Below are 18669 nucleotides of genomic sequence, written 5' to 3' on the forward strand. Positions count from 1 at the left end.
GCCGCGCGTCAGTCCCAGCGGTCGAGCTTGTAGACGAGGCGCACGCCGCCCTTGCTGGCGACGCGGAAGGTGTAGTCCCAGGTGGTGCCCTTTTGCAGGCAGATCCCGCACGCCTCGGCGTCGTCCTTGCCGTCGATCACGGCGCTCCTGGCATAGGCCTCGAGGGTGCTGCGGATCTCGTGGTATTCGCTCTTGAGGAACGAGGGGAAGAAGCCGGCGCCCCCGGTGTATTCGCGGTCCTTCGCGCCCTTGAGCAGGAAGATGACCTTCTGGCCGTGATGCGGGAACTTGCCGGCGTCGCCCCACATCGACGGCTGATAGGTGACGGCGGTGACGGGGTGGAAGTGGTTGGGCTTGAGGTTCCAGCGCGTCGGCGCGGAGCCGTTGACGTAGAGGTACCAGGTGACCGGATTGCGCGCGCCCTCGCGGTCCCACTGCACGATCGGCGGGGCGTCCGGGTTGGTGGCGGTGACGAGCCCGAGGTACGAGTCGTTGCGGTCGGGGACCAAAAATTCGATGCCCTCGGCGTTCGGCAGGATGGTCCTGGCGAACTTGTCCCACGTCATCGTCACCGGCGGGACGTCGTGCAGCGTCGGCGCCTTGGACCGCTCGCGCAGGTGCGAGAAGACGCCCCGCTCCTCGCGCGGCGGCTTCTCGGCGGCGGGCAACCACAGCGGGACGATGTCGGCGAGGCGGGCGAACCGCCGCGCGAGCGAGCCGGCCGCGCCGAGCTTGGCGACGATCTCCTCGGCGCGGGCGATGTTGCCGGCGCTCGGGGCGGCGCTCGGGCGCTGATAGGCGAGCGGGTGCATCTTGGCGTCGAAGCGCGCCTTGATGACGTCGAACGCGAGGCCGGCCGCGAGGTCCTCGAGCAGGGTGCCGATCATGGTGCTGCGCACGCGGGCGAACCCGGCCGGCGCGCCGGCGACGGCCTGCCACACGAGGTTGTCGCGCCGGCGCGAGTGGTCGGCGAGGGCCAGGCGCTCGTGCAGCGCGAGCAACCAGGCGGCGACGCTGATGCACGCCTCGGAGCGGTGGAGCTGATCGGTGGTGAGCAGCGCGTGGGCCTGCCGCACCAGCTCGAGCGGGAACTCGGCGAGGCCGCGCAGGAGGGCGTCGTGGTCGACGCGCCGCTCGGCGGCGACCTGCGCGGCGCTGCGGACGGGCGTGGGCCGATAGACCAGCGCGGGCGCGGGCTCGACCGCGAGGTGCCACCAATCGCCGGTGCGCGGCCGGCCCCAGAGTTCGCGCTCCGACAGGAACAGGCCGGCGATCGGGGCGCGCGTGACGGCCTCGGCGAGGGCCCGCACGGCCGGCACGTAGACGTCGGGCACCGCTGCGGGATCCCAGAGGACCGACGCCAGCTCGCCGTCGTCGCCGACGCGCACGAGGCCGCCGTGGCGATCGACGAACCGGCGACAGGCCGCGCACTGATGCCACTGCCGCAGCCCGTCCGGCAACCCGGCGAGGAAGCGCTCGTACAGCCCGTCGGCCGTCGAGCTGAACAGGTGCACGCCGCCGGCGGTGGCGGCCTCGAAGCGCGCGCGCAAGGCCGCGAGCAGCCGCCGGCCGTCCTCGTCGCGCTGGATGTCGGGGGCGGAGGTGGCGGCGCTCGGAGCAGACATGGTGGCGGCAGTCGACAGTACGCCAAATTGCCGGCGCCGCGGGGGCGCGGGCGCGCGCGCGGCGGTTTCACGGGTGCGCGCGCTCGCCCGGGCGCGCGGACGTGCGGGCACTGTGCGCGCCGGGCGAAGGGCGCGATCGCCCGCGCGACGGGGCCGTATCGCGCCTCGATCGCGCGGCTCGACGGGGTGCGCGACGCGGAGGCTCGCGCGGGCGCGACGGGCGATTCGCGCGGGGCGGCGTCGTGGTGTCGACATTCATGGGGGGCGATCCCAGGGGCAGGTCCTCATCACATTCATCGCCGCGGGGCTGGCGCATCGCGCAGGACACGAGCCCGGTCTCGGGCGATCCTCCGCTCGCGTTCGTGAATCGGGTGCCGCGAGCCGCGCTGCGAGGGGACGGCGCGCCGCTGGCGAGGCGCGATGCGGCGGGGTATCACCGCACGATGCGTCGACTCGTGGTGGTTGCGCTGGTGGTTATGAGCGCGTGCGGAGAGGCTCCGGCCAGCTCCACGGCGACCGACGGCACGGGCTCGACGGGCGAGGCGAGCACGGGCTCGACGGCGGGCGCGAGCTCGACGTCGGGCTCGACGACCGGCACGGGCTCGACGGCGGCGACGGGTGAGGCGGCGAGCGGTGAGGCCCCGACCTCCGAGGTCGAGTCGACGACGAACGAGCCGCCGGCCACGACCGACGGTGAGACCACGACGACCGGCGCCGACGACACGTCGACCGGGAGCACCGGGACGGCCATGCCGCCGGTCACGCGGGCGTGGTGGGTCGAGAGCCTGCCGCGACAGATCCGCGTGATCCAGGAGGACGGCGAGGCCGGGCTGTGCCGCGGCATCATCCTCGAGTCGCTGATCGACGGCGGCGGCATCGATTCGCCGAAGTACGAGCCCGTCGAGCAACCGGCCGAATGGGGCGTCCGGCACGTGTTCGTGCTCGACGATCCCGAGATGTGCTTCGATCCGTACTTTTGGTGGGACCACGATCCCGAGTACGCCGAGAGCGCGACCGGCACGCTGACGTTCCACGAGGTCGACGACATCGGCAAGCCGGCGAGCCTCGACGTGGAGGTGACGGGGGTCTACGCGGCCGGGGAGCCGTGGGTCCCGGACGAGGACGTGCTGCTGGCGGCGGGCGTGGACGTCGAGGTCGGGTGAATCGAAGATCCTGCGATGAATCGGCGCTCGTCCCATGTTTGAATGTGCGGTCGGCAGATGCGCCCCGTCGCCTTCCTGCCGAGCTCGGTGGCTGCGAATGACCGCGGGAGGATCGACGCCGGTGCTCCGTAAAATCGCGTGAGTGTGAGGCGGCGCGGTCCTTCGGTGCGGATGTTCACCTGCAGAATGCCGAGTTTAAGCGCGCCTGCGCGCCGACCATTTCGCCAGGACGAATGCGACCGACGCTCGCCACAATGGAGCGGTCGCGATGCACTGCGGGCGCGGGCGGGCGGTGGGCGGGCGGCGGGCTTTGGTGAGGATTGCCTGCTCGAGATCGCCACGGCTTGACGCTCGTGCCGACGACGGCTTAGGAAGGGAGCGGGTTGATTGGGGGCAGGGGCGAGGTGAGGCCGCAGAGCGTGCGACACGAGCGGGGAGGCTCGCCGACGTCCGGGTCGTTCGACCCGGGTGAGGTCGCGTCCACGCCGTTCACCGGCGAGGGTCCGTCGCCCGACGCCGGCACCGCGGAGCTCGCGTTCAGCGGGGTGGACGACCGGCGCCTGTTCGCGGAGCTGCGGTCGCGCCTGTTCGCCCGCGGGGCGGCGCCGCGGATCGGCCGCTATCGCCTCGTGCATGCCCTCGGGGCCGGAGCCATGGGCGAGGTCCACCTCGCGTTCGACGACGAGCTCGACCGGCCCGTGGCGCTCAAGCTCGTGCACGCCCACCTCGCCAACCCCCGCTCGACCGCACGCCTGCGCGTCGAGGCGCGGGCCCTCGCGCGGCTGGCTCACCCCAACGTCGTGCACGTGTACGAGGTCGGCGAGCACGACGGGCGCACTTACCTGGCGATGGAGCGCATCGAGGGCGGGAGCCTGCGCGACTGGCTCGCCGGCCGCCCGGGGCCGGGCTGGGAGCAGGTGCTCGCGGCCTATCTCGACGCGGCGCGGGGGCTGGCCGCCGCGCATCGGGCCGGGGTGATCCACCGCGACTTCAAGCCCGACAACATCCTGCGCGGGGTCGACGGTCGCGTCGCGGTCGTCGACTTCGGGCTCGCGGCGCTCGAGTGCGGCGACGCGGAGCCGGGCGAGACGATGCTGGAGCGGGCGAGCGAGGCCTGGCGCGACGGCTCCTCGACCCCCGAGCGCACCGGCGAGGTCGCGGGCACGCCGGCCTATATGCCGCCCGAGCAATTCCGCGGCCGCGCCGACGCGCGCGCCGATCAGTTCGCGCTGTGCGTGTCGATCTACGAGGGGCTGTGGGGCCGCCGTCCGTTCCCGCGGCGGACCGTCGAGGAGGTGCTGCGCGGCCGCGTCGACTGGACACCCGCCGAGCCGCCGGCCGACGCGGTGGCGCGGTGGCTGTGGCCGATTCTTCGCCGCGGCCTGGACGTCGCGCCGGCCCGGCGCTGGGACGACGTCGACGCGCTGCTCGCGGCGATCGAGGCGGGGTTCGCCCGCCGGCGAGCGCGGCGGCGCGCGACGAGCTCGGGCCTCGCGGCGCTCGCAGTGGCGTCGCTCAGCGGGCTCTCGGTGGCGTGGTGGAGCGCGACGCCGGTGCTCGACGAGTGCGCCGCGATGGCGCGCGAGCTCGACGATACGTGGGGAGCCGAGGCGCGCGCGCAGCTCGGGGACGGCTTCGCCCGCGCGAGCGCGGCCGAGGGCATGGCCTGGCTGGCCGACAGCGAGGGCCCGGTGGCGGCGGGCCTCGACCGCTGGCGCACGCGCTGGCTGGCGGCCCGCGGGGCGCTGTGTCGCGCCCGGGCGGGCGGAGATCCGGTGGTGCTCGACCGCCTCGGACGCTGCCTCGAGCGCCAGCGGAGCGCGGCGCAGGTCCTGATCGCCGAGCTGCTGCGCGGCGAGCCGCAGGCGCTGCGCGCGGCGCCCGGGGCGGTGCTGCACCTCGAGGACCCGCAGGCGTGCGAGCGCGAGGCCCGGCGAGGCGGCCCGCCCGAGCCGCCGGCGGCGCTGGCCGGCGAGGTGCAGCAGGTGCGAGAGCAGCTGGCGCTCGCCGAGGCCGAGCTGCGCGCGGGGCGGGTCGAGGCGGCGTGGACGGCGGCCATCCCGCTCGAGGCGTGGGCGCGCGCGCTCGCCCACGAGCCGCTGACGGCCGAGGTCCAGCTGCTGCTGGGGCGGACCGCGCTGGCGCGGGGCCGCAGCGAGGACGGCCTGGAGCGCCTCGAACAGGCCGCGGACGCGGCCGAGGCGGGGCATCACGATCGCGTGCTCGCCAGCAGCTGGCGCCACCTGGCGATGGTGGCGGCGACCGAGGCGCCCGATCTCGCGGCGGGGCGCCGGTGGCTGCGGCGCGCCGACGCGGCGAGCGCTCGCGTGGGGCTCGACGCGGGCACGGCCGCGCGCCTCGACGCCATCCGCGGCAACCTCTCGCTGCTGGCCCGCGAGTTCGCGGTCGCGGTCGAACAGCTGCGCGCCGCCGAAGCCGCGCTCACGCAGCAGGGTGACCTGCTGTACGCCTCGCACGCGGCGTCGAACCTCGGCACGGCGCTGCTCGAGCAGGGCGAGGCCGCCGCGGCGCGCGAGGCCTTCGAGCGCGCCCTCGGCCAGCGCGAGCGCGTGTTCGGGCCGCGGCACCCCGAGGTGGCCCGGGCGGCGTACAACCTCGCCCAGGCCATCCGCGACTCGACGCGCGCCGGCGCCGACCACGAGGCGCTCGCCGGCGTGCTGCTGCGGCGCGCCGTGGCGATCTGGGCCGGCACCGACGAGGCGACGAGCCTCGACGCGGGCAGGGCCGCGTTCGTGCTGGCCCAGCTCGAGCTCGACGCGGGGCGGTTCGAGCCCGCGGTGACGCTGGCCGGCCGCGCCGAGGCGGTGTTCCGCAAGATCCTCGCGCCTTCGCGGATCGAGCACGCCGAGACGGCGGCGCTGCTCGGCACGGGCCACTATTTCCTCGGCCGGCCGGGCCCGGCGATCGCCGCCTTCCGTCGCGCCGTGGCGGGCTACGCCGCGGCCCACGGCGCCGACGATCCCTACACGGCGTCGTTCCGGGTGGCGCTGGGCTGGGCGCTGCTGGCGGCGGGGGAGGTCGCGGCGGCGCGCGTGGAGCTCGAGGCGGGCCGCGCCGCGATCGAGGCCGAGGCCGGGCCGGGCAGCGAGGAGAGCACCGACGCGCGCCTGGGGCTGGCGGCGGTGGAGCTGGTCGCGGGCGAGCACGAGCGCGTCGCGGCGCGCCTGGGCGAGTTCGCCGAGGCGCCCGCCGGCGAGCTCGATCGCGTCACCTTCGCGCTGGTCTCGGGGCTCGCGGCGATGCGCCGCGATCCGGCCAGTCCGCACGGCGCGGCAGCGCTGCGGCGCGCCCGGGCCCACGCCCGCGCGGTCGCCGGGGGCGAGGCGATGCTGGCCGTCCTGCTCGACAGCGCAGGCGCCAGCGCGAGCGAGCGCCGCCTCGCCGGCGGATGAGCTCCGAGCAACGACGACCGCAAACTACGACCGCGAATCCAGGAGACCCATCATGACGCAATGCATCACCGCCAACCCCACCTATATGCACGTCGAAGACCTCGAGGAGGGCGGCGCGGTCTACACCGTGCGCGTCACCTCCTCGGCGCCGACTGTGCGGATCTACTTCGTCCCGCTGCGCGTCGACGGCAAGGTCGGCACCGTCGGCGTCCAGGGCGTGAGCCCGAGCGGCCCGGCCTACGGCGCAGATTGGGTCGAATTCACCACCAGCCAGCTCGGCACCGAGTACACCGTCGTGGTCAACTACACCGACCCGACGACGGAGAATGCGGTCGTGCCGCCGCTCTACACCCCGACGAAATCGCCGAAGTTCAAGCCGCAGACGACGTGCCCCCCGACCCGCCACGAGTGACACGGCCGCGGCGCTCGCGTATCCTCGCGGGCCCCCCGTCATGGCCTCGCCTCCGACTCGCGTGCCGCCCTCCGACGCGTCGACCGACGCGGAGCTGCTCGAGGCGTGGCGGGCGGGGGACAGCGAGGCGGGCGAGCAGCTGTTCGCCCGCCACTATCGCCTGCTCAAGCGGTACTTCCGCAACAAGGTGGGCGCCGAGCACATCGCCGACCTCATGCAGGAGACCTTCGTCGCCAGCGTGGCGAGCCGCGAGCGCGTGACGGACGCCAGCCGGTTTCGCGCCTACCTCCTGCGCATCGCCTACCACGCGCTGTGTCGCCACCTGCGCCGGCGCGCGCGCGACGTCGCCGAGGCTGACCTCGACGAGGTCTCCGTCGAGGAGCTCGATCCGGGCGCGGTCTCGATCATCGCCCGCACCCAGGAGCAGCGGCTCCTGCTCGAGGCCCTGCGCTCGATCCCCGTCAATTACCAGGTGGTGCTCGAGCTGCACTACTGGGAGGACCTCAAGACCGCTCGCATCGCCGAGGTGCTCGGAGTGCCTGCCGCCACGGTGCGGAGCCGATTGCAGCGGGCACGCGACGCGCTGCACGCGGCGATGGATCGCCTGGCCCGCTCGCGCGACGTGCTCGAGAGCACGCTGACGCGGCTGGAGGACTGGGCGGCGCGCTGCGGGCAGGAGCTGGGCGCGGCGAGCGACGACGGTTGATCGCGTCGAGGCGCACGGACGCGCCTCTCACCGGGCGAAGAAACTTCGAATTATCTTGGATCGAACCAAGGGGGTCGTCGCTCTTTTACCCGTGAGCGCCAAGACCTGTCCTGGGATCCGTACGTGGTCGTCTACCGCCGTAGCGCCGCGAACGAGCGCGGGCGGGAGCGACCTGCCCGCGCTCGTGCCATTATATATCGAATAGCCTGATGTGCAGGCGGCTAGAGCTGTCCTGATGAACATATCGTCATAGATGCGGTGATCGCCTCATTCGAGGCCGCGGGCGAACGAGCGCACGCGGTCGCGGAGCCACGTGAGCGCCGGGTGTTTGGCGAGCCGGCGGTGCCACACCATGCTGATGGAGAAGCCTGGTACGGGGACGGGGGGCTCGAGCAGTTGGAGGCGGTCGGCGCGGTCGCGGGCGAGGCGGCCGGGGACCAGCGCGGCCATGTCGGAGCGCGCGACGAGCTCGGGGACCATGAGGAACGAGGGCACCGACAGGACCACGCGTCGCGCGCGGCCGCGAGCGGCGAGCACGACGTCGGTCGCGCCCGCGAAGCCGCCGCCGCGCGGGCTCACCACCACGTGGTCGAGCGCGCACAGCAGGTCGAGGTCGATGGCGCCGGACACCCGCGGGTGGTCGCGGCGGACGATGACGACGTAGCGCTCGTCGAGGACCTTCCGGCTGCGCAGCTGCTCGGGCGCGGTCTCGGGGGTGATGAAGGCGAGGTCCACCTCGCCGCGCTCCGCCTGGCCCGCGAGCTGGGCGGCGTCGAGGGCCCGCCAGGCGAGGCGCACGCCCGGAGCCTCGCGGCGGAGCTGAAACGCGAGCGGCATCAACAGGGCGTATTGCACATAGTCGGAGGCGGCGACGGAGATCGTGATCTGGGCGGTCGCGGGGTCGAAGCCGGTCCCGGCCGCGAGCACGGCGCGCACGCCCGCGAGCGCCTCGTGCAGCGGCGCCTGCAGCTCGAGCGCGCGCTTGGTCGGCGTCATGCCGCGCTGGGCAGGGACGAGCAGCGGGTCGCCGAGGAGGTCGCGCAGCCGCTGCAGCTGGGCCGACAGCGCCGGCTGGCTGATGTTCAGGCGCCTGGCGGCCCGCGTCACGTTGCGCTCGGCGAGCAGGGTGTCGAGCGCGACGAGCAGGTTGAGGTCGAGGCGGCTGCTATCCACCGCGGTTATAGCAGCACAGAAGAGCCGCGATTTCAACGCTGCGGCGGCGAGGGCCTAGGTTTGGAGGTAGGCCATGCCGGGCGTACGCCCCGGAGGTCGGTGCTTCGGAAAGGACACCCCATGAAGATCCTCATCGTCTACGCCCACCCCGAGCCGCGCTCGCTCAACGGATCGCTCCGCGATCGCATGGTCGCCACGCTCGCCGCCGCCGGGCACGAGGTCCTGGTCTCCGATCTGTACGCGGAAGGATGGAAGGCCGCGCTCGACGGCGCCGACTTCCCGGCCGAGCCCGCGGGCGCACGCCTCGAGGTCGTCGCGGCGTCCCACCGCGCATTCGCCGAGGGCACGCAGACGGCCGACGTGGCCCGCGAGCAGCGACGCCTGCTGTGGGCCGACGCGGTCATCCTGCAGTTCCCGCTGTGGTGGTTCTCGATGCCGGCCATCATGAAGGGCTGGGTCGAGCGGGTGTTCGCGCACGGCTTCGCCTACGGCGTCGGCGAACACTCGGACCGGCGCTGGGGCGACCGCTACGGCGAGGGCGTGTTCGCGGGCAAGCGCGCGATGCTGGTGGTCACGGCCGGCGGCTGGGCCGAGCACTACGAGGAGCGCGGGATCAACGGGCCGATCGACGACCTGCTGTTCCCCATCCAGCACGGGATCCTGTTCTACCCGGGCTTCTCGGTGATGGAGCCGTTCGTGGTCTACCGCGCCGATCGCATGGACGCGGAGCGCTTTCACGACGTGACGGGCGAGCTCGATCGCCGGCTCGCGGGGCTGTTCGTCGAGGCGCCGATTTCGTTCCGGCCGCAGAACGCGGGGGACTACGAGATCCCGTCGATGCGGCTGAAGGACGGGCTCGAGCGCGCGGGGCTGCAGGGCCTGCGGCTGCACCGGAGGTGAGGTTTTCACGTCAGCGTCAGGTCGAGGCGTCCGAGCGTGCAGCAGAGCGGCAGGTGGACGAATTCGACCGCCGGTGTCGCCGGAGCGAATGTCAGTACCAGGCGAAGCGCAGGCCGACGTAGGGCGTGTGGCGCAGGCCGTCGCCGGGGACGGCGCGGATGTCGTAGAGGAGGGCGACGCCGAGGGCGGCGCTGGCGTTGAGCCAGAACTCGTAGCCGAGGCCGACCACGCCGCCGGCGCCCATGCGGACGCGGCGGCCGTCGCCCTGGGGGACGCCGCCGATGCCGAGGCCGGTGCGGACGAAGAAGCCGCGGACGATGAAGACATTGGCCTCGACGTCGCCGCCGAAGAAGATCTTGGGGCCGAAGCGGCTCGACATGTACGTGCCGAGGTGGAGGTTCACGCCGAGGGTGAGGCGCTTGCCGACGCCGCCGCCGAGGGCCAGCTCGACGCGGCCGGCCGGGATGAAGGCGGTGGCCTCGTTGAAGGTGCGGGCGAACAGCGGGCTGTCGAAGTAGGTGGCGCCGAAGCCGATGCCGGGCCCGATGTAGAAGCCGCGGCGGTCCTGCGGGCCCTCGATCTCGATGCCGCGGCGGCCGAGCACGCTGGCCTCGGCGACAGGTGCGAAGCTGCAGATCGCGAGGTAGGCGCCGATGACCGTGAGGAGAGAGTGCAGGGCGCGGAGACGAAGGCGACGACGCATCATGGGGCACCTCGAGGGATGAAAGGCGACGGTCAAGGACGAGAGAAGCGTAGGGCAGCGTCAGCGCAGGGTGGTGACGTCGAGCACAACATAGCCGCCGGCCCGGAGGTCGACGTCGTACTTGCGGGTCTCGCTGCCGCCCGGGCCGCTGGCGGCGACGGTGACGGCGTGGGGGCCGGGCTGGACAGGGACGCGCGCGACCAGGACGAGCGCGGGCAAGAGGGTCCAGGAGCGCGTGTCCGGCCGGTCGGCCGCGAGCAGGGCGCCCTCGGCCGCGAGCGCGGCGAACAGGCCGATGATCGCGCCGCCCTTCTCCGAGCTGTTGCCGGCAGCGCGCGCGGCCTCGGCCACGGCCGCGCGGACGATGAGGCGCGAGATCGCGGCGCCGATGATCTTCGGCTTCATCCGCTCGTACTCGGCGATGACCTCGGTCTGGATGTCGCTGGCGATCTCGAGCTGGACCGGCTGGCCGTCGACGCGCACCTCGGCGGTCTGAAACGCGGAGTTCGACGGCACCAGCTCGGGGTAGACGACCATCTTCAGCGCGCTGCGCTCGAGCACGCGGCTGTCGCCGGTGATGTAGGCGTGGGCCAGGCCGATGGCGGCGCCGATCGGCATGTGCCGCGGCTCCTTGAGCGGGACGCGGCCGACGCTGACGACCACGAGGAGCTCGGTCGGCGCCGGGGTTGCCTCGTAGGACATGCCCCCGAGGACAGCATCGATGTGCGGCGTGCGGTAGCCGCCGAGCGCCGACAGCCGCTGGACCGGGCCGACGAGGCTGGCGAACGGGCGCGCCTGCAGGGCCTCGTCGTAGTAGCGGAGGGCGCTGTCGTGCTCGCCGAGGCGCTCGAACACGAAGCCGGCCAGCCAGCTGCCGAACGCGCCGTGCGGGTGGACGACGTCGCCCGCGCCCTCGGGCCGGTCCTGCCGGTCGTAGCTGGTGAGGTACTCGTGCATCACGGTGAAGCGCTTGGCCTCGACGCGCGCGCCCGAGAGGTCGCCCTGCAGGAGGTAGTTGAGGAGGTTGTAGGCGTTGAGGACCAGCTTCTCCGAGGGCGGCGCCTTGTACTTGGTGGCGCTGTCGGAGAACACGTACTTGCCGAGCTGGCCGGCGCCGTCGCGGGCGATGTCGAGGAGCTCGAGCTGCTTCTCGGCGACCGAGAGGTCGCGGGCGCTGAGCTTGTAGGCGCCGCCGGCGTGGAGGATCATGCCGCGCTCGAGCAGCGCCAGCGCGGTGTCCTTCTTCCACTTGGTCGGCATGTCCGCGCTGGTGCGGGTGCCGAGCAGCTTGTTGACCTGCTTCTCGGCCCCGCGCAGGTCGCCGACCTGCGCCGAGGCCCGCGCCTCGCGGGTGCGGTCCGAGTAGGTCGCGCAACCTGTCCCGAGGGCCAGGCAGAGCGAGAGCGCGAGGCCGGCTCTCGGGCGCGCGGACACGGGTGGCATGGCGCCTCTAGCGGACGATCGCCTTGCTGCGCTCGGCCTTGTACTGGAAGCGCACCAGACTGGTCTCGACCTCGATCACCTGGATGAACAGCGTGTACTGGACCCGCCGCTCCTTGTTGAAGAACTCGTCGACGCTGCCGACCTTGCCGGTGACGAAGTACTTGGCGCCGATCTGGCGCGAGATCTCGGCGGCGAAGTTGGGGTCGTAGACCGAGCGGTTCTGCTGCACCGCGGCCTCGCTGGCCATCTCGGCCTGGCGCTCGCGGCTGACGACCTGGACCACCCCGCTGTTGACAAGCTCGGTCTCGAGGTCGCCGAGCAGGGTGTTGAGCTGGTCGTCGATGTGCTCGGAGGTCTCGTTCTTGAACGGCCAGATCGCCACCACCACCGGGGCGGGGAAGCTGCTGACCTGGGCCCAGAACGGCGAGGCGTGCAGCTTCTCGAGCGAGACCTGCAGCAGATCCTGCAGGTCCTTGCGATCGAGCGTGGTGCTCATCGCGCCCTGGTCGAGGTTGGGGTTCTCGGTGCCGGGCCCGCCGCGCACCGCCTTCGGCTTGCAGCCGAGGTTGGCGCCGAGGCCGGTGGTGAGCGCGACGCCTAGGGCGATGAGCTGGAGTGGACGTACAGGCATGGCGAGTGGGCTGAGGGGGACGGGAGCGCAGGGGTTCAGACCCGCGGCGCCGCGGAGACATTCAGGAGGGCCGGGGTGACGTGCGTGCGGGACAGTGAGCCGGAGCGCAAGGCATGAGCGGCGCCCCGATGCTCAGAAGATTAAGAGGACCGTGGGGAGGCTGTACAGGCGAGCGTACACCTCCTCGACGTCCTCGACGCGCTCGGCCTGGAGGGTGAGCGTCAGGCAGACGCGGTCGCCGGAGCGGGTGCCTCGTTCGCTCACGACCACCCGCGCGGCGCCGACCACGGCGTGCGCGAGGTCGACCGCGGCGGCCCGAAACGCCTCGTCGGCGGGGCCGAAGGCCTTGATCGTGTACTCCCCGGGGAAGCTGTGGGCGGCGAGGATCGCCTCGCGCGCGGGAGCCCGACGCGACTCCTCGGGCCTGTGGGTAGATCCGGACATGGGGCCGTGGTTAGCACGCCACGGCCCGCGGAGCACCTCATTGGTTCAGGACGGCGAGGATCAGCTCGGGCCCGCCGGGTTCGGCGACGCCCAGCGTGGTGCCCGAGGGCCACGGCACCAGATCGCCGGGCCGGGCCGCGCCGGCCTCCTCCTGACTCAGCCCGCCCTGGAGCACCAGCACCCGCGCCTCGCTGTGCGGATAGCGAGACGGGATCACGGCGCCCGGCGCGACGCGCACGATCAGCCGCCGCGGCCACGAGGCGCGCTGCACCACCGTGACGTCGCCGGCGTCGACCGTGCCTGACTCTTCGGACATGCTCTCAGGGACACGGACTTCGGAGCCGCTCTCGAGGGGCAGGATCCGCAGGCCGGCGTCGTCGCGCCAGCCGCGGGGGGCGTCGACGCGGGCGAGGATCTCGCGGGCGTCGTGGTGCGGCAGGCGCAGCAAGTTGGCGAGGTCGTCCGCGAACGGGCTGAGGCGCTCGGGGCCGGCGATCGCGGCGACCAGGCGCGCGCGCGTCTGCGGCAGCAGGGCCGCCGGGAAGGTGTAGAGCGCGAGGCCGTGGACGTTGTCGCGCAGCGCCGCGACCTCGCTGGCCTGCAGCTCGCCGATCGCCTCGCCGAGGTCGAAGCGGGCCCGGTCCTCGGGCGACAGCTCGTCGAGCAAGTAGGCGGCGGCCAGGCGATCGTGCGGCCGCGGGACGTCGGTCGGCGGCGGGCTGCCGGCCAGCGCGGCCGACAACCGCCGCAGGCCGTCGGCGACCTGGCCGCGCACGACCTCGGGGCTGGTGCGGGCCCGGTCGGCGATCTCGCCGGCGCTGAGGCCCTCGAAGTAGGCCAGCTGCAGGGCGCTGCGCGGCTCGTCGTCGAGGTCGAGCATGGCGCTCTGCACGGCCTGCCGCAGCGGCCCGACGTCGGGCGCCTCGGTCCTGTCGTCGAGGGTGGTGATCTGGGTGTCGTGCACGGCGGCCATGCGCGCGGCCCGGTGCTCCGGGAGGGACCGCAGCGCCGCGGCCCGGGCGCCGATCGTCCACCACACGCGGACGCTGAAGTGACGCGGGTCGAATTGCTTGGCGTTGCGCCAGCCCTCGAGCAGGACGCCGTAGACGGCGCCCTCGGCGGCGACGCGGTCGCCGAGGATGCGCAAGGTGGCGCCGAGCAGGGCCGGGGCGTAGCTCTCGCACAGCTCGATGAAGGCGACGGCGTCGCCGCGGGCGGCGGCGGCCATTCGCTGCGCGGCCCCGACGTCTCCGGGCACCGCGAAGTTGATCGGGGGGGCGCCTTGCATGCGTTCATCAGGGTTTCGCGGCCGGGTTCGCTTGTCAAGCGCGCGGCCGTGGGGATGTCTCTTGGGGCATGTTCGACGCGGCGGCGAAGACTCCGCTGACGCGGCGCTCACGGCCCCGGCAGCGACGATCGCGCGGCCGGGCGGGCCCGCGCCAGCGTGGCCGGCGCTGGCGAACTCGTCGGTACCCGGGCATGCTGAACGCCCCCGTATGCACGACGCGGACGACGATGACGACGAGGGCGAGGCCAGCCCGGCGACGACCGGGCCGGCCGGCGATCCGGCACTCCAGTCGGTGCGCCTCGACAAGTGGTTGTGGGCAGCCCGTTGCTTCAAGACCCGCGGCCTGGCGAGCGAGGCCTGCGCGGCCGGTCACGTGAAGGTCGGCGGCGTGACGGCGAAGGCGGCGCGGTCGCTGCGACGCGGCGAAGAGGTCACGATCAAGACCGGCGACGGGCTGCGGATCCTGGAGGTGCTCGGACTCAGCGAGCGCCGCGGTCCGGCCGCCGTGGCCCGCACGCTCTACAACGACCGCTCACCGCCGCCCCCGCCCAAGACCGAGGTGCCCGGCATGGTCACGCGCGATCGCGGCCTCGGCCGGCCGACCAAACAAGAACGCCGTGACATCCGCCGCCTGCGCGGCTACTGAACCACGACGGCATGAGGTCGTCGCCCGATCGCTGGCGAGCATGTGCTCCTGAGTCGAGGACCGGAGCGATCGACGAGGTTCGGCGAAGTGAATTCGAGTCGGTCGATCGGGCCGATCGACCTGACGAGCATGGGCGCGTGACCTCGGTCCAGAGCACGGGACCGATCGGCACGGCGGTGAGCACGGATTGCGTGACTTCGGTGAGCGTGGGTCGCGTGACCGGAGGATCCGCGCCGGCATGAACCTCGTGATCGGAGCCGAGCGACTGCAACCTCTCCTGCGGCCGTCGGACCGATCTGCATGGAGGACGGGGAGCCGCGCGAGAACGCCGTGACGCTGCGACGCGAACGTCGTGAGGCTCGGCTATGGCGACGTCGGGTCGAGCGGCCAGAAGCGTTGCGCCCGCACGACCGCGAGGTACGGCTCGTCGCGCAGCGGCGAAGTCGGGCGTGCCCCGAGCCGGCGGCCGATCACGCAGACGCGGGCGCCGGGGCGCACCAGGGCCCGCTCGGTGCGGAGGCCGACGCCGTGGCGGACGAGCAGGTCGCGATGGAGGGCGGCGAGGTCGGTCCCGCGGTCGACGCAGACGAGGACGCGATGCGGGCCGTCGACGACGAGGAAGTCGACGGCCTGCTGGCGCGCGACGTGGAAGGTCCGCGAGGTGACGCCGAGCGCGCCCGCGACGCCGACGACGCTGTGCGGCGGGGCGGCCCGGTAGTCGATGGCGACCGCGGAATCGCCGCTGACCGGATCGTGGATGGCCTCGAGCGGCTCGACGGCGCCGCTGAACGTGACGAGCTCGTCACGCGCGGCCGCGAGGATGTCGGGCAGGCGCTCGAGACGACGCGGCCGCGGGGGCCAGAGGTGCTGCCACAGGCTCACGAGAGGACGGTAGAGTAGCGCGGGCGGCCTGCCGGGAAACCCGCAGTGGCGGGTAAAACTCGGCCGGGGGGCCGCGGGCGGGTCCAGACGGCCCGGCCGGTGCAGAAATTCCGCCGGGGTGGCGGGGGCGAGGTGCTATGCTCCGCCGGCCCGTTTGCCGGGTTTCTTGAACTAAGAGGAGATCGACGATGAGGCGGTTCGCCAGCGAAGGCCGCTCTCGGCGGGTGCGACCCACCGGGGCCGGAAGGACGTGGATGTTCGTGCTCGCCGTACCGGCGCTGGTGGCGGCGTGCGGCGACGACGACGCCGCAGGCGGTGGCGGTTCCCAGAGCGCGGGGTCGCAGACCACCGAGCCGCCGGGGACGACGACCGATCTGACGCCGACGTCGACGTCGACCGACGTGCCGACGACGACGGTCGAGCCGTCGACGGACAGCACCCCGACCGACGCGACCGCGACGACGACCGACGATCCGCCGGGGCCGCTGCAGGTCGACTGCGGGGCGCTGCCGAAGGGCGCGCAGGGGGCCGAGTACGAGCACCAGCCGACCGCCTCGGGCGGCGTCCCGAGCTACACGTGGTCAGCCACCGGCCTGCCCGACGGCCTCGTGATGAGCCCGACCAACGGCGCGATCTCCGGCGTGCCGACCACCCCGGGCGAGTACGACGTCGAGATCACCGTCACCGACGTCAAGGACAACGTGGCGATGGCGACCTGCCCGGCGCTGACGATCGGCGACATGCTCAAGGTCGACTACGACGCGCTCGCGGCCGACGGCCCGTGCATCGTCGAGGGCGGCAAGACGATCCTCGACTACATCACCGGCGGCGACGGCTCGCCGATCACCTGCTCCACGCCGGCCGACTCGGGCGACGGCAAGGTGCCGATGGGGCTCGGCGTCGACGACACGAGCTGCGCGATCACGGGGACGATCGGCGAGTCGCGCTACGGCGGGTGGGGCTGGATCGTCGCGGCCGAGCAGTCGGGCGTCCGCGTGTACGCGCCCTACTGCGCCCGGCAGACGCAGCAGGCCCCGAAGGCGTACTCGATCGTCGGCGACCACAGCGGGCAGCTGGACAACGCGCTCGAGCCGATGGTCATCGAGTTCGACCCCGACCAGCCGCTGCGCCTCGGCGGCGACGCCGACCCGTACTTCGAGGTGAAGAAGGGCAGCTGCGGCGACTCGTGCTTCTTCGGCTTCGTGTACCGCGTGACGATGTCGCCGCTCGGCACCGGCGACTGCAAGGCCGACGACGACGGCTGCTTCGGGCTGTGCCCGCTGGCCGCCGACGCCAACGAGCCCGACGGCGACAAGATGATCCAGTGCTCGCTCCTGCCCCTCATGGGCGCGCCGAAGATCGGGTTTTCACACGAGATGTGGGCAAAGGGAGAAGTCCCCCCGGCGGAGTTCAAGACCCGCCCGTTCGTGGCCCAGTGGAGCATCGACTACTGCCTGTCGGACGAGCAGTCCGACTGTCAGGGCAAGGACGCCATCCTGGCCAACGGCGACAACACGAGCTTCGAGTTCCCCGTGATCTTCCGGCCTCAGTGAGGCATCATGGGCCCCAGGCCCCCCCGATGAAGTCGCCCGAGGACCCGGAGCCCCCGCCCGAGTCGACGCTGCCGAGCGAGTCGGCGTCGCAGGCGAACCTGGCGACGCCGACGCCGGGGCTGACGACGACCGACCCGGGCATGCGCGTGCGGACGCAGAGTCTGCCGGGCATGCAGACGACGATGGGCAACACGCTCGACCGCTCGGGCGTGCAGCCGCGGCTGCGGGTGCCGAGCGACGTGCGGGCGGCGGCGCTGCAGCCCGGCACCGAGATCGACGGCAAGTACCGGCTCGAGGCGATGCTCGGGCGCGGCGGCATGGGCATCGTCTGGCGCGCCGAGCACTCGCACTTGCACGGCAGCGTGGCGATCAAGTTCCTGGCCGACCGGTTCCGCAAGAAGCCGCAGGTGATCGAGCGCTTCTGGCAAGAGGCCAAGCTGATGGGCGAGATGGGCCACCCGAACATCGTCCGGGTGCTCGACATCTCGCCGGCCACGGCCGAGCTGCAGTACATCACGATGGAGCTGCTGACCCAGGGCAGCCTGCGCGACCACCTCAAGCGCAGCGGCGGCAAGCTGCCGGCCGACGAGGCGGTCGAGCTGATGGACGGGGTGTTGTCGGCGCTGCTGGCCGCGCACAAGCGGGGCATCGTCCACCGCGACATCAAGCCCGACAACTTGATGCTGGCCAACATCCGCAACTTCGAGACCGACACCTTCGAGCTCGGGCTCAAGGTGCTCGACTTCGGCGCGTCGCTGCTGCTCGACGCCGGCACCGATACCAGCGCGCCCGACGGCCTGCTCGGCACACCTTATTACATGTCGCCCGAGCAGGCCGCGAGCCTGCAGCTCGACCAGCGCACCGACCTTTACAGCACCGCGGTGGTGCTCTACGAGGCGATCGCCGGCAAGCTGCCGCACCAGGCCGACGACGTCCACTCGCTCGTCTACAGCATCGCCACCGACGTGGCGACGCCGATCGAGCACCACGTCCCCAACATCACCCGGCCGTTCCGCGAGTTCTTCCAGCGCGCGCTGGCGATGGACCCGGGCAAGCGCTTCCAGTCGGCCGAGGAGATGCGCGAGGCGCTGCGCAAGCTGTCGCGCCGGCTGGCCGGCAAGGTCCGCAACACCGCGCTCTACCTCGCGTCCGGCGACACCGGCCAGATGCCGACCGTCGAGCCGTCGATCCACCGCTCCGACGCGCGCCTGATCCCGTTCCGCAAGGCCCTCGACGAGCGCCCGCCGACGCTCAAGCGCCTGATGATCCGCGACAACCGCCCGGCCGCGCGACCGGCCGTCATCGTGCTCGGCGCCGCGATCGGCCTGGTGGCCGGCTTCGTCCTGCAGTCGGTCCGCTTCGCCGGCCAGGGCCACACCCACGGCGTCGACACCCTCATCGTCTGCGTCGCCTTCGCCGGCCTCGGCTCCGGCCTGGGGTGGTTCCTGTCGTCACAGCCGCGCAATTGATCGCGTCGCTCGCAATCACGGTCGCAGAAAAATCGTCGCGCCGGCGCTTGACGCGATCGGGGACCCAATGTATAGAGTGCCCCATCGCCTCTCACCAGGCGGTTCGTGTCATGTCGCGCCTCTGAGCCACAGCTCCGCTCGAACGCAGGCCCGCTCGCCGCGTCCGCTCACGCCCTCGGGGTGGTGAGTCGCCGTCGTCCCTCCGACGACGCGACACC

General features: G+C 72.9%; 16 protein-coding genes. 8 read left to right on the forward strand and 8 right to left on the reverse strand.

From position 1 onward, the window contains the following. Positions 1 to 8: 8 nt before the first annotated feature. The gene (locus tag K7C98_RS31085) at positions 9 to 1625 is read right to left on the reverse strand and encodes a hypothetical protein (RefSeq protein ID WP_224195432.1); all 1617 of its coding nucleotides are present in this window, start codon (positions 1623 to 1625) and stop codon (positions 9 to 11) included. A gap of 443 nt (positions 1626 to 2068) precedes the next feature. Between K7C98_RS31085 and K7C98_RS31090 the strand changes: the two genes are divergently transcribed. From K7C98_RS31090 to K7C98_RS31105, 4 genes are all read left to right on the forward strand, one after another. Beyond that, the gene (locus K7C98_RS31090) at positions 2069 to 2788 is read left to right on the forward strand and encodes a hypothetical protein (RefSeq protein WP_224195433.1); all 720 of its coding nucleotides are present in this window, start codon (positions 2069 to 2071) and stop codon (positions 2786 to 2788) included. A gap of 419 nt (positions 2789 to 3207) precedes the next feature. After that, complete coding sequence (locus K7C98_RS31095; RefSeq protein WP_224195434.1) at positions 3208 to 6201, forward strand: protein kinase domain-containing protein; 2994 nt, start codon at positions 3208 to 3210, stop codon at positions 6199 to 6201. Positions 6202 to 6253: 52 nt separating this feature from the next. Beyond that, positions 6254 to 6613: a hypothetical protein gene (locus K7C98_RS31100; protein ID WP_224195435.1), complete on the forward strand. Its 360-nt coding sequence runs from the start codon at positions 6254 to 6256 to the stop codon at positions 6611 to 6613. 40 nt (positions 6614 to 6653) lie between these two features. Next, a complete protein-coding gene (locus K7C98_RS31105) occupies positions 6654 to 7319 on the forward strand; it encodes an RNA polymerase sigma factor (protein WP_224195436.1) in 666 nt (221 codons plus the stop codon). Positions 7320 to 7586: 267 nt separating this feature from the next. Here the strand turns inward: K7C98_RS31105 and K7C98_RS31110 are convergent, their stop codons facing one another. Beyond that, entirely contained in the window at positions 7587 to 8492 is a 906-nt protein-coding gene (locus tag K7C98_RS31110) for a LysR family transcriptional regulator (protein WP_224195437.1), read from the reverse strand. Positions 8493 to 8612: 120 nt separating this feature from the next. On the opposite strand from K7C98_RS31110, the gene K7C98_RS31115 reads away from it, so the two are divergent. Next, complete coding sequence (locus tag K7C98_RS31115; protein WP_224195438.1) at positions 8613 to 9392, forward strand: NAD(P)H-dependent oxidoreductase; 780 nt, start codon at positions 8613 to 8615, stop codon at positions 9390 to 9392. A gap of 91 nt (positions 9393 to 9483) precedes the next feature. Here K7C98_RS31115 and K7C98_RS31120 read toward each other — a convergent pair whose 3' ends face one another. The 5 genes from K7C98_RS31120 to K7C98_RS31140 form a co-directional block, all read right to left on the reverse strand. Then, positions 9484 to 10095: a hypothetical protein gene (locus tag K7C98_RS31120; RefSeq protein WP_224195439.1), complete on the reverse strand. Its 612-nt coding sequence runs from the start codon at positions 10093 to 10095 to the stop codon at positions 9484 to 9486. Positions 10096 to 10155: 60 nt separating this feature from the next. Beyond that, positions 10156 to 11538 (reverse strand): hypothetical protein, encoded by a 1383-nt coding sequence (locus tag K7C98_RS31125; protein ID WP_224195440.1) that lies wholly within the window; start codon positions 11536 to 11538, stop codon positions 10156 to 10158. A gap of 7 nt (positions 11539 to 11545) precedes the next feature. Continuing rightward, positions 11546 to 12169, reverse strand: coding sequence for a penicillin-binding protein activator LpoB (locus K7C98_RS31130; RefSeq protein ID WP_224195441.1), 624 nt, complete (start codon positions 12167 to 12169; stop codon positions 11546 to 11548). A gap of 132 nt (positions 12170 to 12301) precedes the next feature. After that, entirely contained in the window at positions 12302 to 12613 is a 312-nt protein-coding gene (locus tag K7C98_RS31135) for a DUF493 family protein (protein WP_224195442.1), read from the reverse strand. Between the two features lie 37 nt (positions 12614 to 12650). After that, on the reverse strand, positions 12651 to 13901 hold the full coding sequence (locus K7C98_RS31140) for an RNA polymerase sigma factor (protein WP_224195443.1): 1251 nt from the start codon (positions 13899 to 13901) through the stop codon (positions 12651 to 12653). Between the two features lie 208 nt (positions 13902 to 14109). Here K7C98_RS31140 and K7C98_RS31145 point away from each other — a divergent pair, with 208 nt between their 5' ends. After that, positions 14110 to 14547 carry an RNA-binding S4 domain-containing protein gene (locus K7C98_RS31145; protein ID WP_224195444.1) on the forward strand — a complete coding sequence of 146 codons (438 nt, stop codon included), beginning with the start codon at positions 14110 to 14112 and terminating at the stop codon, positions 14545 to 14547. Positions 14548 to 14910: 363 nt separating this feature from the next. Here K7C98_RS31145 and K7C98_RS31150 read toward each other — a convergent pair whose 3' ends face one another. Next, positions 14911 to 15429, reverse strand: a complete 519-nt coding sequence (locus K7C98_RS31150) for a hypothetical protein (protein ID WP_224195445.1) — start codon at positions 15427 to 15429, stop codon at positions 14911 to 14913. 188 nt (positions 15430 to 15617) lie between these two features. On the opposite strand from K7C98_RS31150, the gene K7C98_RS31155 reads away from it, so the two are divergent. Together K7C98_RS31155 and K7C98_RS31160 are read left to right on the forward strand one after the other, a co-directional pair. Further along, a complete protein-coding gene (locus tag K7C98_RS31155) occupies positions 15618 to 16982 on the forward strand; it encodes an Ig domain-containing protein (protein ID WP_224195446.1) in 1365 nt (454 codons plus the stop codon). 26 nt (positions 16983 to 17008) lie between these two features. Continuing rightward, positions 17009 to 18451, forward strand: a complete 1443-nt coding sequence (locus K7C98_RS31160) for a serine/threonine-protein kinase (RefSeq protein ID WP_224195447.1) — start codon at positions 17009 to 17011, stop codon at positions 18449 to 18451. The last annotated feature ends 218 nt before the right edge of the window (positions 18452 to 18669 follow it).

Source organism: Nannocystis pusilla, assembly GCF_020073745.1.
GTDB lineage: Bacteria > Myxococcota_A > Polyangia > Nannocystales > Nannocystaceae > Nannocystis > Nannocystis radixulma.

What these genes read in the sequence shown, in the direction of transcription:
- K7C98_RS31100 (WP_224195435.1), top strand. Translation starts at nt 6,254, where the DNA reads ATGACGCAATGCATCACCGCCAACCCCACCTATATGCACGTCGAAGAC.
- K7C98_RS31115 (WP_224195438.1), top strand. Translation starts at nt 8,613, where the DNA reads ATGAAGATCCTCATCGTCTACGCCCACCCCGAGCCGCGCTCGCTCAAC.
- K7C98_RS31160 (WP_224195447.1), top strand. Translation starts at nt 17,009, where the DNA reads ATGAAGTCGCCCGAGGACCCGGAGCCCCCGCCCGAGTCGACGCTGCCG.
- K7C98_RS31105 (WP_224195436.1), top strand. Translation starts at nt 6,654, where the DNA reads ATGGCCTCGCCTCCGACTCGCGTGCCGCCCTCCGACGCGTCGACCGAC.
- K7C98_RS31090 (WP_224195433.1), top strand. Translation starts at nt 2,069, where the DNA reads ATGCGTCGACTCGTGGTGGTTGCGCTGGTGGTTATGAGCGCGTGCGGA.
- K7C98_RS31135 (WP_224195442.1), bottom strand. Translation starts at nt 12,613, where the DNA reads ATGTCCGGATCTACCCACAGGCCCGAGGAGTCGCGTCGGGCTCCCGCG.
- K7C98_RS31120 (WP_224195439.1), bottom strand. Translation starts at nt 10,095, where the DNA reads ATGCGTCGTCGCCTTCGTCTCCGCGCCCTGCACTCTCTCCTCACGGTC.
- K7C98_RS31140 (WP_224195443.1), bottom strand. Translation starts at nt 13,901, where the DNA reads ATGCAAGGCGCCCCCCCGATCAACTTCGCGGTGCCCGGAGACGTCGGG.
- K7C98_RS31130 (WP_224195441.1), bottom strand. Translation starts at nt 12,169, where the DNA reads ATGCCTGTACGTCCACTCCAGCTCATCGCCCTAGGCGTCGCGCTCACC.
- K7C98_RS31085 (WP_224195432.1), bottom strand. Translation starts at nt 1,625, where the DNA reads ATGTCTGCTCCGAGCGCCGCCACCTCCGCCCCCGACATCCAGCGCGAC.
- K7C98_RS31155 (WP_224195446.1), top strand. Translation starts at nt 15,618, where the DNA reads ATGAGGCGGTTCGCCAGCGAAGGCCGCTCTCGGCGGGTGCGACCCACC.
- K7C98_RS31125 (WP_224195440.1), bottom strand. Translation starts at nt 11,538, where the DNA reads ATGCCACCCGTGTCCGCGCGCCCGAGAGCCGGCCTCGCGCTCTCGCTC.
- K7C98_RS31145 (WP_224195444.1), top strand. Translation starts at nt 14,110, where the DNA reads ATGCACGACGCGGACGACGATGACGACGAGGGCGAGGCCAGCCCGGCG.